The sequence below is a fragment of the Priestia sp. JSM ZJ58 genome (assembly GCF_044383985.1).
Lineage (GTDB): Bacteria > Bacillota > Bacilli > Bacillales > Bacillaceae_H > Priestia > Priestia zanthoxyli.
Map to the genome: position 1 here is coordinate 43,330 of NZ_JBISEM010000002.1, position 13,375 is coordinate 56,704.

Genomic DNA, 13,375 nt, shown 5'->3' on the forward strand with positions numbered 1-13,375 from the left:
ATTGGGGCTTGCAAATAAAAAATCCTCATTCAAATGAATGAGGATTTTTTTATTAGCTCGTTGTGACTTCAGCTTCTACAAATACACCTTTGCGGTCAATTTGTAAAACATCTATTTCACAGTTCGGCAGTAAAGCATACATATGTTCAGCAATCGCTTTTCCTTTTCCTTTTGGTGCTAAACATAATACACTCGGACCGGCTCCGCTTAGTGACACACCGTATGCGCCGAGAGCTTTTGCTTCTTTTCGCACAAGAGAAAGTTCTGGCACGAGTCTCATGCGATATGGTTCGTGATATAAATCTTTCTCCATAAATTCGCCTACCAGAGGCAAATCTTTATTTAACAAGGCTGCTACTAGCATGTTGCCTATTGCTCCAGCTTCTACTGCATGGCGATAATTAATATCGGAAGGCAGCACATCACGGGCATCCGTTGTTTTTAATTCATATTCTGGAATAGCCATCACAATATCGACATCAAATTCAGGTATTTGAGCAATATATGTTTCATCTTCATGATGGTAACCAACAACGATGCCGCCGTAAATAGACGGGCTGACGTTATCAGGATGTCCTTCCATTAAGCTGCTGATGCGAAGCTTTTCTCTTTTTGATAAACGCAAGTCACACAGTACATTGGCCAGCTCGATTCCAGCTACGATAGCCGATGCACTGCTTCCAAGTCCCCTTGCTAATGGAATGTTGCTCCAAACATTGACCTTCGCACTTGGAAGATCAATGTTAAATTGACGAGCCACGTCTTGTGCCACTTCATACATTAAGTTATCTGTACCTGTAGGAATACTTTGCACTTCTTTCGTTTCAGGGATAAAAACCCATTCGTCATGACGCTCTACTGTTAATCTTAAGTAGCGGGATAAAGCCACTCCAATGGAATCAAATCCTGGCCCTAAATTAGCAGAGCTAGCTGGAACCGTAATGACAAAACGCTCATTTTCTAGCATGAAGCAACGACACCTTGGATATACTCAAATACCTTTTCTTCATCATTTGGTAAAACCACTGGCTTTACGTTATGAGCATCGATTGCTACATTTGGATCTTTTAATCCATTACCTGTTAGTACAGCTACAACCGTTGAACCTTTTGCAATTTTACCAGAAGCTACATCTTTAAACACACCAGCAATTGAAGCGCAAGAACCTGGCTCTGCAAATACGCCTTCTTTGCGTGCAATTGTACGATATGCTTCTAAGATTTGTTCATCTGTCACTTCATCAATTTTTCCGTTTGATTCTTTTGCTGCGTTTACAGCATAATCCCAGCTTGCTGGATTTCCGATTCGAATAGCCGTTGCAATTGTTTCTGGATTTTCGATAACTTGATTACGCACGATCGCCGCTGCACCCTCTGCTTCAAAACCATGCATGTGAGGAAGAGACGTTTGGTGACGCTCACTGTATTCTTTGAATCCTTTCCAGTAAGCTGTAATATTCCCTGCATTCCCCACTGGGATAGCTAAAACGTCCGGCGCTTTTCCAAGCTGTTCACAAATCTCGAAAGAAGCTGTTTTTTGCCCTTCAATACGGTATGGGTTCACAGAGTTTACAAGTGCAACCGGTGATGTTTCACTTAGCTTACGAACCATAGAAAGCGCTTGGTCAAAGTTTCCTTCAATTGCTACAATTTCTGCACCATACATAACAGCTTGAGCTAATTTCCCCATCGCAATTTTTCCATTTGGAATAACAACGATACAGCGCATGCCAGCGCGTGATGCATAAGCTGCGGCAGCTGCGGATGTGTTACCTGTAGATGCACAAATAACCGTATTGCTTCCTTCTTCTTTTGCTTTTGCTACAGCCATTACCATTCCGCGGTCTTTAAATGACCCCGTTGGATTTAACCCTTCTACTTTCACATGTAAATCAATGCCTAGCTCTTTTGATAAATGAGCAAGATGAATTAAAGGCGTATTTCCTTCATGTAGCGTAAGCATAGGTGTTTTCTCTGTTACAGGTAAAAATTCTTTATATTCAGCTAATAGACCTTTCCACATCATACTGTGCCAACTCCCTCTACGCGGTAACTGCTTTTTACATTTTCTACAATTGGTAAATCCCGAAGCTGCTGAAGGATTTCCTCATAATCTTTTTGAGACGTTTTGTGTGTAACAACAACAATCTCAGCTAATTCGCTTCCTTTCACAGGAAGTTGGATAATTTTTTCGAAGCTCACGCCACGCTCTGAAAACAGTGTTGTTAATTTTGCAAATGCGCCAACTTGATCTTTAACGTGAATACGTAAGAAATGTTTTGAAAACATTTCATCTTCTGCTTTTAACTGTTTTGGATACTGAGGTGTTACCGCACTTTTACCATTTACACCTAAACGCATGTTTTTCATAACGCCTACTAAATCGGATACGACAGCAGTGGCAGTTGGCAGGCTTCCTGCCCCCGGTCCATAAAACATCGTCTCTCCGACAGCTTCTCCGTATACATACACAGCATTGTACTCATCGCTTACTGAAGCAAGAGGATGTGTATCTGCTAAAAGAGTTGGCTGAACACTCACTTCTACATTGTCACCGTCACGATGTGCATATCCAATCAGTTTCATCGTATAACCTAGTTGTTTACTATATTGCAAGTCTTCTTCCGTTACTTCTGTAATACCTTGAACACGAACATCATCCAAATCAATTTTCATTGAAAACCCTAGTGTAGCCAAGATTGCCATTTTACGAGCAGCATCTAAACCACCTACGTCAGAAGTTGGATCCGCTTCAGCATATCCTAAATCCTGCGCTTCTTTTAACACTTCATCATAGGCGCTTCCTTCTTTTGTCATTTTCGTTAAAATGAAGTTTGTTGTTCCATTGACAATTCCCATCATCTTCGTAATACGATCAGATGCTAACCCATCTGCTAATCCGCGAAGGATTGGAATACCGCCAGCTACACTTGCTTCATAAAATAAATCACAATTATTTTCAGAAGCTACTGTTAACAATTCTGAGCCGTAAACCGCCATTAAATCTTTGTTTGCCGTTACCACATGCTTTTTATTACGAAGGGCTGTTAAGATATAGTCTCTTGTTTCTTCAACGCCACCCATTACTTCAATGACAACGTCAATCTCCGCGTTATGTAAAACGTCTTCAACATTCGTTGTTAATTTATCTTCACTGATCTCCACGTCACGTTTCTTATCAATATCTTTAACTACTACTTTTTTAACTTCTACAGGACATCCGACTTGATGACTTAATTTATCCTGATGATTTTCAATAATTTTGACTACTCCGCTTCCCACCGTTCCTAACCCTAATAATCCTACTGAAATACTTTTTGTCATATTCCTCACCTCTGTGTTCTTTCTGTGTATACATTTGTTCTCTTATAGAGGACATTATAGACCTTATTTTTCTTTTTTACAAGGTTTACTGGCCATCTTTTCTCGTAAACTTGTTAAAAAAATTGGTATATAAAGATAAATGTAAATTTTTAAAATATTTCATTTTATTATCATAACATGGCTACCACTGTTTTTTAATAAAAAAAAGACAATTTCACTGAAATGAAATTGCCTTTTTCCATTATGATTTTTTCGCAAACGCTTCTTTATTTACAATTGTAATAGGAGACTCGTTTGTGAGCACTGCTTTAATGTTTTTTACGCATAAAGAAATCATTTCCGTGCGCGTTTCGATACTCGCACTGCCGATGTGAGGAAGCGCTACAACATTAGGCAATTGAAGAAGAGGGTGAGAAGCAGAAATAGGCTCTTGATCGAATACATCCAAGCCAGCTCCGGCAATTTCACCTGATTGAATTGCATGTAACAGTGCTTGCTCATCAACCACTGCTCCTCTTGAAGCATTAATAAAAATCGCTGTTGTTTTCATCTGTTTAAATGCTTCAGCATTAAATAAATGTTTGGTTTCGTCCGTTAACGGTGTTAAACAAACAATAAAATCAGATCGCTCAAGCAGCTCATTTAACTCACAGTAAACTGCATCGAGCTTTTGTTCTGCTTGGAGGTTGCGGCTCCGATTGTGATACAAGATTTCCATATCAAAACCTGTAGCACGTTTCGCAAGCGTCTCTCCAATTTTCCCCATTCCAACAATACCTAATGTTTTATGATGAACATCTCTACCCGCTAACAAAAATGGGCTCCAGCTTTTCCACTGATTTTCTTTCACGTATTCAGCAGCTTCTACTAAACGTCTAGCTACACTCATTAACAAACCAAACGTTAAATCCGCTGTTGTATCAGATAAAACATCGGGTGTATTAGAAACGATAACTCCGCGTTCAGTTGCCGCTTCTATGTCAATATTATCGAATCCGACCGCTAAGTTAGCTACAAGCTTTAAATGAGGAGCTTGCGTAAGCAATTCACTGTCAATACGGTCTGAAAGCATTGTTAATAGAGCATGTGCGTGCTTAGCTTTTTCACAAAGCAGCTCATGAGGAACTGCCTCATCTTCTTTATCCCACATTTCCACATTCGCTACTGCTTTTAAAAGTTCAATTAATTCATTCGGTATTTTTCTCGTAATAAATACAAACGGCTTGTCCATATGTACGCCACCTCTTTATCCTTTTTAAACTGCATGCACAAAAACAAAATAGAAAAACGGGTTTGGATTATCCAACACCTATTTTTCTATTTTATCATATTCTATAGTAATCGCTTTTTAATGAATCCATGTTAATTCAGGAATGTGATAACGAGACGTTGAAATGCCTACCGACTGGTAAAAGCGCTTCAGAAAAGCTTCGTAGTGAGAAGAATGAGCTAATACTCCTTCAAGCTTCTCATAATACTTTTGTTTTTCCCGCTCATCTTGTACACTGTAGTATCCTTCAATGACCTCAAAATAATGAACGGGAAAAAGAAGTCTAGCATATAACAGTCTCCATGAAAAAGAAGAAAGTGGATTTACCTTTTCGTATTCACTTAAAAACTGATGCATGTGCCTTTCATCGACAGCGTATGTTAATAAATATTGTTCCCTTATATATTCAGCTATATCTCTGCTAGGGTGATCGAAAACCCAGTCTGCCGGGAGCTTGTAAACGTGGTCTTCCCCCCATGTTTTTTGGCCGAACCGATGATGACAAATCGTCGCAGCGTCAACTGACCGGGGCAAATCGTCAATTTCCGTGTCTACTAGGTATTGAATAGCATTTTCCGTTAATCCTAGGTAATAAGGAAAAGTTTCTAAAAAACGTTTTTCCATCTCTTGATTAGGTAAAGCACGTAATCTTCCATACCAAAATTGCTCCATCTGGTCGAGACGCTTCTCCCACATGGACTTCCATTGCCCTAGCCGGTTTGCTTTTTCCACTTCATAAGGAAACAGCCTCCCTTTTTGATGAAAAACAGCTAGCTCGTGCCCAGGTGAAAAATTGGGGTTTTTCTCTTCCGCAAGACATCGGCAAATGATAAATTTTTCAGTTTCAGTTTCTGTAATCATTTCTCCATTTAAATTAGGCATAAATGTTGCCACATGGCGATCACCTTGGCCCATCAGAAATTGACTCATTTGATATAGTTCATTTAACTCGTCTTGTTCCATTTGCTTTACATTAATGATTGTATATAAAATATCTCGATACTGAAAACCTTCAAATTTACCAACGGGCATAAATTCATTTGGACGTAATCCGTAATGCTCATAAATGGTTTGTATCATTTTAATCCCTCTCTTCATTCATTCAAGAAATTATATGATGGAAAACAACATTACTTGTCATAATATTTACGGAGGAATGAATAGATTAGAAATACACCATTTATAGTTATTTACTCCGGGTTAGTAGTATGAAACAACTTTAGACTTAAAAATATATAGAAAACAGGTGATGATACTTGGAGAAAAAACATACACAAAGTGAATTAGAAAAAAAAGCAAGAGAATGGTTAATAGAACGCGGCGTGGCTCTTACAGACATTGCTGAACTGGTCTATTACTTGCAAAAAAAGTATCACCCAAACTTAACAATCGAAGACTGTTTATATAACGTTGAGCGCGTCATTTCTAAACGAGAAGTTCAAAATGCTATTTTAACGGGTATTCAACTAGATGTCCTCACGGAAAAAAAAATGATTGAGCCGCCTCTGTTGGATATTCTTGAGAAAGATGAAGGTTTATACGGTATCGACGAAATTTTAGCATTATCGATTGTAAATGTGTACGGATCAATCGGCTTTACCAATTACGGGTATATTGATAAACAAAAGCCGGGTATTTTAGAAAGATTAAACGATAAATCTACTGGAGAGTGCCACACTTTCTTAGATGATTTAGTAGGCGCAATTGCTGCCGCTGCTTCTAGCCGGTTAGCGCATCGGGCTGCCAGTCAAGAATAGGTTTTAAAAACAAAAAAAGCTGTCAATTGACAGCTTTTTAAATTCGCTCCATCCACTCTTTTAGTGAATCTACCGTATAAGTTGGCTTTTTCTCATATCCTTCTAGTAACTCTCTTGTTGTTACCCCTGTATGGACTAATAATGTATCTAAGCCTGCATTCATCCCTGCTAAAATATCTGTATCATAGTAATCACCAATCATGATTGTTTCTTCTTTTGGCGTACCGATGACTTCAAGGGCTTGCTCCATAATAATACTTTCTGGTTTACCAATAAATACTGGATTTGTTTGAGTAGAAACCGTAATAACGGACGTGATAGATCCATTACCAGGCAGTAAGCCTCTTTCAGTAGGAATCGCAATATCTCCGTTCGTCGAAACAAAAAAGGCGCCGTTTCGAACGTTTAAACATGCTTTTGCTAATTTTTCATATGTAATTTCCTGATCCAAACCAACAACTACGAAATCCGTATCTTCCTCTTCAATGGTAAATCCTTTTTCAAGCAACGCATGTCGGATTCCTTCTCCACCAATTACATAAGCTGAAGCGTTTGCTTTGCGTTCATGCAAATAATTAGCTGTTGCCTGGCTTGTTGTAAAAACTTGCTCTTCTGTTGCAGGAATGCCAAATGCCTCTAGCTTTTCAGCTACTTTATCGGGCGTTTTTGTTGAGTTGTTTGTTACAAATAAATAAGGAATTCCTTTTTCCTTTAATTTAATAACAAAATCACGCGCCTCGGCAATTAGCTCTGTTCCTTTGTACATGGTTCCATCTAAATCAATCAAATATCCTTTATATTCCTTCATGTTGTGTGATCTCCTTTCAAGTCTCATACTTGAAATCATAGCTTATTTTTTATACAACTACAAATTGCTTGCCTTTAGTTACGAAAAGCAGACACAGGTCCTAACTCTGTCTCTAGATATGTCCTTACGCGCTCTGAAAATGCTGCCAGTACGCCTTTATGCTGCATCACTTTTTGATAAATATCCTGATGATTAACATCCACATATTCTTGAACAAGGCTTTTACGCAATTGAACAATCTCTTTTAATGGTGTTTCTTCCTCTTTTTTAACCACTTTCTCATCAACTAAAATGTCAATGATATCATCGTAACTGCCTGGGTCTCTCATAATAAAACCATCAATCATTGCATTTCCTACATCTAAAACGTTTTCAATTAAAAGATGTACAATTCTCTCTAATGCCTTTTTCTCTATTTCTGTGTTCCAGCTCGAATACTCAGCAAACAAACGAACGTGTTCATCAAAAAAAACAAGCGTGGCTTCTATTTTTTCACGATCTACAAAGTACATATTATTTCCTCCCTAGTTGTCAGCTCTGTATAAATCTTCTTTCATAAACAAACGGGGTTCCTGTTCTATTTTATCATGACCCATTATCCATTTGATAAATTCATTTTTGTTTTTGACCTTATTTGATATGATACAAATACAACCTATGAAAGGAGTATACCTATGAGCGAACGCTTTTATCTATATGACGATGTCGTCTCTACAAAGACCCGGTTTGTCAGCTTTATGGGCGAAAATCAACGATTTGATTTAGCTATTATCCAAACCGACCGTTATTATGGCAAACAAGTTGTTCTTGATATTCAAGGAGGACGCTTTGCCATTATTGGACAAGATGACCTTGAAGAACCCCACTATCTTGAAGAAGTATTCAAACTAAACAGCGAAGATGGTCAGGAACTTCGCGAATTTTTATATGAAATCATCTAAAAAAAAAGGCAGCGTGAAGGACAATTAGTGTCTTCGGCTTGCCTTTTTTTACTTATGGACTTTTTTTAAGACAAAATACGCACAGCCAAAATTACAATATTCATGTAAATAGTCTTGAAGCGTACTAATCTTCGTATCGTACGTTGCCTTCTGGTTACGATCATCAAAAAAGCCTCGCAGTCGAAGCTGATTGTATCCCCAATCTCCCACAATATAGTCATAGCGGCTCAGCACGTCAATAAAGCGACCTCTAAACGCCTCTTCATTAAATGCCTCGCGCTCATCTTTTAATACTTCATAACAAATATTATTGATACAGACCATTGCTCACACCTCTTCTCTTAAAATTTACCATACCATAATTATGATGATGAAACCATCAATTAACATGAAATTTTTCACGTATAAGCAGCACTCTAATCCTGTAGGAGTTTTATCGGTATACCTACTGATCTTTTATGCTCCACATGAAGGTTCGCCGGTTTACCTGGCGTACGATATTTAACTACAGGAGGTGGAAATGGTGAAGAAATCTATTCTTGGAATCGCTTTGATAACAAGTATTTTAACCATTGGCTGTCAAAATAAAAACACAGCTGAAAATGAAAATTTATCACCAAACAACCCAGATGCCATTAATGTAAACGAGCCTAATCATTATTATAATCCAAATAATAATAGCGGCACAAATTATGGATATGTCCGATACACTAAAAACACAAATGAACAAAGTTCCAATATGAACCAAGTAGGAACATTTAACCGAGAGGAAGCAGCCGACAATATTAGTAAACTGAGCACCGCTATCCCAAATATTAAACAAGCCGCTACGCTAGTAACGGATAAAGATGTGCTTGTTGCTTATAAAACAGATGCTAAAAACAGGAATAATGCAGCCGATCAGGTAAAACGTACAGCTATGTCTGTAGTCCCTCGTTATTATCATGTATACGTCTCAGATAATCCGAAACAGATGGACCAAATCGAAAATATCAGTGAAATGAATACACAAACAAATGATGCTAGAAAACGAATCGATGCTGTTATTCAACAAATGCTAAAATCTCCCCAAGGGCGTAAAATGAACGGCGGAGAAGATGCAAATGGAAGAGAGAAAAACGAATTGAATGAACCGATGACGGACAAAGATATGGTGGAATAAACAACACAGATAAATTTTACGTTAACCGTAACAAAAAAAACGAACCACTAATCAAACAATTTGATTAATGGTTCGTTTTTCACTTCGGCTAAACTACTTTCGTCCCAGCCTCTTTATACCTTATTTACTTTCTTGTGCTTTATTTTTGGTAGCAGCGTTAACTTGCTCATCTGCATGGTAAGAAGAACGTACAAGAGGACCTGCTTCGACATGGCTGAATCCTTTTGATAATGCAATTTCTTTTAGCTCTTCAAACTCATTTGGATGGTAATATTTCTGAACTTTTATGTGCTTTTTAGTTGGCTGTAGATATTGGCCTAGCGTCATAATATCTACATTGTTCGCACGCAAATCATCCATCGTTTCAATAATTTCTTCTTTTGTTTCTCCTAGACCAAGCATGATACTTGATTTTGTAGGGATATCCGGCTGCATTTCTTTTGCACGGCGAAGGAACTCAAGAGAACGCTCATATTTAGCACGAGCACGAACACGAGGCGTAAGGCTGCGTACTGTTTCAATATTATGGTTTAAAATATCAGGACGTGCGTCCATTACAATACGTAAGTTCTCTTCCACACCGCCCATATCAGAAGGCAATACTTCAATTGTTGTGAATGGATTTTTACGACGAATCGCACGAATTGTTTCAGCTAATACGCTTGCTCCTCCGTCTTTTAAATCATCGCGAGCTACTACTGTGATAACCGCATGTTTTAAGTTCATTAGCTGAACAGAATCTGCTACGCGTTCTGGCTCTTCTAAATCTAATTCTGTTGGTAAACCTGTCTTAACCGCGCAAAAACGACAGGCACGTGTACATACTTCTCCTAAAATCATAAAAGTTGCCGTACGACGAACAGCCCAACACTCATGAATATTCGGACATCTTGCTTCTTCACAAACTGTATGAAGGTTTTTCTCACGCATCATTTTCTTTAAGCCTGTGTAATTTTCGTTTGTGTTTAGCTTAATCTTCAGCCACTCGGGTTTGCGGACATGCTCTTCTTTTGTTGCCATATTATCAACTCCACCAATCTAGAAAATGTCTATAACCTATATGCTTAATTTTAACTACATATTAAAAACATAACTATATGTCACTTTATCATAAAAAAGTGAGATTCGACAAGTTGTCTGCTCTTTATTTTCCTCAGTTTTCTTCTATTTTCCATCCAAATGTGTGCGTTTTCATCCTCCGTATAATTTCCATTTATCTTCTGAATAAAATTCTTTTAAAAAGTTTTGAAGCGATTTCCATTAATTAATATTTATGAAATCTTTTTTCTCGCTGCAAACTAGTGTTACACACTATTTTTAGAAAGGGGGAAACACGATGCGCAAAACGATTATCTTACTTTTTATGTTCATGTCTATATTCACAGGATGGCACCACGTAACAGCTGAATCTTCAGCAGATCAAGAAAAAATGCTTATTCAAAAGAGATTAGAGCTGTATAACCAAATGGAAGCCGCTACTACAATTCCTTGGTATTACTTTGCTGGGATTGACCAGTATGAACGAAATATTCGACGCTCTCATAAAGATATTCCAAGAGAAAAAGGTGCGATCGCCATTTATTATCCTCCAGAAAAATGGTCAGGTTCTTTAAATCCAAATTTGGAAGATACAAACCCACTTACTATTTCTCTTCTCGGGGGAATGGGTAAAGATGGGAACGGAGACAAAAAAGCAGACCAATTTAATGATGAAGATATGCTTTTTACCATGGCAGATTATATTCGGACGTTCGGGGTGTCCGAAGACTATATTAAAATTGCGCTTTGGAACTATTATCACCGGGCTAAAGCGGTTGATATTATTTTAGGGAATGCTAAAATTTTTCGCCATTACGGTCGCATTGATTTAAAAGGTTCTTCATTTCCTGTCCCTCTCCGTGCGAACTACAGTTATCGCAGTACATGGGGAGATGCGCGCGGCTGGGGTGGAAAACGAATCCATGAAGGAACAGACATTTTTGCAGATTATGGAGTTCCAGTAAAATCCCCTTGCTATGGCATTATTGAGCTTAAAGGATGGAATAAATATGGAGGCTGGCGAATCGGTATTCGTGACCTTCATAATAACTATCACTATTTAGCTCATTTAAGCGGATTTGCAAAAAATTTAAAAGTAGGACAAATTGTAGAACCAGGAACACTTATTGGCGGAGTAGGAAGTTCAGGTTATGGACCTCCTGGAACTTCTGGGAAATTCCCTCCTCACTTGCATTACGGAATGTATAAAGATAACGGCAAAAATGAGTGGTCGTTTGACCCATATCCTCAGTTAAGAACGTGGGAAAAAAATGATCGTTTAGAACTAAAGAAAAAATAAAAAAACAGGAAGCTAATGCTTCCTGTTTTTTTATCCTGATGGTTTACTTTCTTTTGCTTTTTTCACAGCATGAGCAATACTCGCGGCCAAGCCGCCCCATATGATGACCATCCCTACAACCATCATTGTAATTGAACTTCCATCCATTATTTAGAAACCCCCTTCTCTTTAACTGACAAACGAGTCGCCCCATCTTTCCATCGTGCAAAAGAAAAAGCAATTCCTAAAATAACAGCCAGAGCTGCCACGCCCCAACCAAAAGGACCTACAAAAGTCGTTGCATACTGCTCGTAATTTTCTGAAATATTTTTTCGGAAGTTATCAAACATCATATACCCAAGTACAAGCGGTGTAACTACTCCTAAACATATCTTCCACCATGAACCGATTCGAATATCAGAAACTTCGTTTGCATGCTGCTGAAGGCTGCTCAGCTTTTTAAATACCCAAGCAACTAATACAACTTCTACTAAGCCTGCTAAAGCAACTCCGAAGTTATTAATGAAATAATCGACCACATCTAAGAAATAAAGTCCGCCCTGTGTTGCAAATAATAGGGAGCAAATTGAAGCGATTCCTCCGCCTATTAATACGGATTTTGTACGTGAGATAGTAAATTTATCTTGAATGCCTGCTACAAATGTTTCAATAATTGAAATAAGCGACGTTAACCCTGCTAATGTTAAGGAAGCAAAGAATAACATGCCAAACAGCTGTTTAAAGGCTGGAAATTCATTAATAATTTGCGGGAAAACAACAAAGGCTAGTCCTACGCCTCCCTGAACCACCTTATCGATTGGGATACCTTGCTGAGTAGCCATAAAACCAAGTGCGCTAAACACACCGATTCCTGCTAGTAATTCAAAAGCGGAATTACCGAATCCAGTAATAAACGCATTATTAGTTAAATCAGATTTTTTTGGAAGGTAACTGGAATAAGTGATCATAATAGCAAAACCAACAGATAAACTAAAGAAAATTTGACCATATGCTGCAATCCAAACCTTTCCATCTCCAATTGCGCTCCAGTTTGGTTTAAAAAAAGCGTGCAGACCTTCCATCGCTCCGTCCAATGTTACTGCTCGAATGACAATGATTAAAAATAGAACAATTAGTGTTGGTAAAAAGATTTTATTTGCCGCTTCAATTCCTTTTTTGATTCCTTTTAATAACACACCTAACGTCACAATCCATACAAGTACAAGCGGAATTAAAACATGTAATACGATGCTTCCTGTTTGTCCTGGTGCTTCGGCTAACTTTAAGTAATCTCCATATAAAAACTCTTCCGTATCCTTTCCCCAGCTTAACTTAAATGAAAAGATAAAATACGACATCGCCCATGCGATAATAACGGAATAGTAAACTGAAATAAAAAAGGAAATAGCTACTTGCCACCAGCCTAGCCACTCAGCCTTTGGACTTAGTCTCGCTAATGATAAAGGAGAAGAACCTTTATATTTATGACCTATAGCAAACTCCATGATTAAAATAGGAATCCCTGCCGTCAACAAAGCAAATAAATAGGGAAGAAAAAATGCTCCTCCTCCGTTTTCATATGCAGTAGCTGGAAACCTCCATATATTCCCTAGTCCAATTGCTGAACCTGCTGCTGCTAAAATAAACCCTGCTCTTGATCCCCACTGCGGCCTATTTTCCACCGTAATTCCCCCTCTTGTTCTCTCCCTACTCTCTTTTTATCGCAGATCAACGAGAATTTTTATAATTTTTAGATTATTCTTTCTATAACTTCCTATCTCAAATTATAGAAGGGAG

General features: G+C 38.2%; 15 protein-coding genes. 4 read left to right on the top strand and 11 right to left on the bottom strand.

All coding sequences use genetic code 11. The annotated features are described in order from the left end of the window. Positions 1-52: 52 nt before the first annotated feature. The 5 genes from thrB to yutH form a co-directional block, all read right to left on the bottom strand. Positions 53-967, bottom strand: a complete 915-nt coding sequence (gene thrB, locus ACH6EI_RS21605; protein ID WP_251440654.1) for a homoserine kinase — start codon at positions 965-967, stop codon at positions 53-55. Next, complete coding sequence (thrC, locus tag ACH6EI_RS21610) at positions 961-2,022, bottom strand: threonine synthase (protein ID WP_025752680.1); 1,062 nt, start codon at positions 2,020-2,022, stop codon at positions 961-963. Before thrC ends, thrB begins: the two co-directional genes overlap by 7 nt. Beyond that, positions 2,022-3,323 (bottom strand): homoserine dehydrogenase, encoded by a 1,302-nt coding sequence (locus tag ACH6EI_RS21615; RefSeq protein WP_013059628.1) that lies wholly within the window; start codon positions 3,321-3,323, stop codon positions 2,022-2,024. Before ACH6EI_RS21615 ends, thrC begins: the two co-directional genes overlap by 1 nt. Before the next feature lie 241 nt (positions 3,324-3,564). Beyond that, positions 3,565-4,554, bottom strand: a complete 990-nt coding sequence (locus tag ACH6EI_RS21620; RefSeq protein WP_251440657.1) for a 2-hydroxyacid dehydrogenase — start codon at positions 4,552-4,554, stop codon at positions 3,565-3,567. Between the two features lie 117 nt (positions 4,555-4,671). Next, positions 4,672-5,673: a spore coat putative kinase YutH gene (gene yutH, locus ACH6EI_RS21625; protein WP_028412623.1), complete on the bottom strand. Its 1,002-nt coding sequence runs from the start codon at positions 5,671-5,673 to the stop codon at positions 4,672-4,674. Positions 5,674-5,849: 176 nt separating this feature from the next. Between yutH and ACH6EI_RS21630 the strand changes: the two genes are divergently transcribed. Then, positions 5,850-6,350: a phosphatidylglycerophosphatase A family protein gene (locus ACH6EI_RS21630; RefSeq protein ID WP_251440659.1), complete on the top strand. Its 501-nt coding sequence runs from the start codon at positions 5,850-5,852 to the stop codon at positions 6,348-6,350. A gap of 37 nt (positions 6,351-6,387) precedes the next feature. Here ACH6EI_RS21630 and ACH6EI_RS21635 read toward each other — a convergent pair whose 3' ends face one another. Beyond that, entirely contained in the window at positions 6,388-7,158 is a 771-nt protein-coding gene (locus ACH6EI_RS21635) for a TIGR01457 family HAD-type hydrolase (protein WP_013059632.1), read from the bottom strand. A 74-nt stretch (positions 7,159-7,232) separates the two neighbouring features. Continuing rightward, a complete protein-coding gene (locus ACH6EI_RS21640; RefSeq protein WP_251440662.1) occupies positions 7,233-7,670 on the bottom strand; it encodes a DUF86 domain-containing protein in 438 nt (145 codons plus the stop codon). Positions 7,671-7,832: 162 nt separating this feature from the next. Between ACH6EI_RS21640 and ACH6EI_RS21645 the strand changes: the two genes are divergently transcribed. After that, complete coding sequence (locus tag ACH6EI_RS21645) at positions 7,833-8,099, top strand: DUF3055 domain-containing protein (RefSeq protein ID WP_033580450.1); 267 nt, start codon at positions 7,833-7,835, stop codon at positions 8,097-8,099. A 48-nt stretch (positions 8,100-8,147) separates the two neighbouring features. Here ACH6EI_RS21645 and ACH6EI_RS21650 read toward each other — a convergent pair whose 3' ends face one another. Beyond that, the gene (locus ACH6EI_RS21650) at positions 8,148-8,423 is read right to left on the bottom strand and encodes a YutD family protein (protein WP_013059635.1); all 276 of its coding nucleotides are present in this window, start codon (positions 8,421-8,423) and stop codon (positions 8,148-8,150) included. A 196-nt stretch (positions 8,424-8,619) separates the two neighbouring features. On the opposite strand from ACH6EI_RS21650, the gene ACH6EI_RS21655 reads away from it, so the two are divergent. Next, positions 8,620-9,261, top strand: coding sequence for a YhcN/YlaJ family sporulation lipoprotein (locus ACH6EI_RS21655; RefSeq protein WP_033580449.1), 642 nt, complete (start codon positions 8,620-8,622; stop codon positions 9,259-9,261). A 120-nt stretch (positions 9,262-9,381) separates the two neighbouring features. Here the strand turns inward: ACH6EI_RS21655 and lipA are convergent, their stop codons facing one another. Beyond that, a complete protein-coding gene (gene lipA, locus ACH6EI_RS21660) occupies positions 9,382-10,281 on the bottom strand; it encodes a lipoyl synthase (RefSeq protein ID WP_394530488.1) in 900 nt (299 codons plus the stop codon). Positions 10,282-10,597: 316 nt separating this feature from the next. Here lipA and ACH6EI_RS21665 point away from each other — a divergent pair, with 316 nt between their 5' ends. Further along, positions 10,598-11,599, top strand: coding sequence for a M23 family metallopeptidase (locus tag ACH6EI_RS21665; RefSeq protein WP_394530490.1), 1,002 nt, complete (start codon positions 10,598-10,600; stop codon positions 11,597-11,599). Between the two features lie 30 nt (positions 11,600-11,629). Here the strand turns inward: ACH6EI_RS21665 and ACH6EI_RS21670 are convergent, their stop codons facing one another. Both ACH6EI_RS21670 and ACH6EI_RS21675 read right to left on the bottom strand, forming a co-directional pair. Next, the gene (locus tag ACH6EI_RS21670; protein WP_141483520.1) at positions 11,630-11,746 is read right to left on the bottom strand and encodes a methionine/alanine import family NSS transporter small subunit; all 117 of its coding nucleotides are present in this window, start codon (positions 11,744-11,746) and stop codon (positions 11,630-11,632) included. Next, positions 11,746-13,260, bottom strand: coding sequence for a sodium-dependent transporter (locus ACH6EI_RS21675; RefSeq protein ID WP_394530492.1), 1,515 nt, complete (start codon positions 13,258-13,260; stop codon positions 11,746-11,748). Before ACH6EI_RS21675 ends, ACH6EI_RS21670 begins: the two co-directional genes overlap by 1 nt. Between the last annotated feature and the right edge of the window lie 115 nt (positions 13,261-13,375).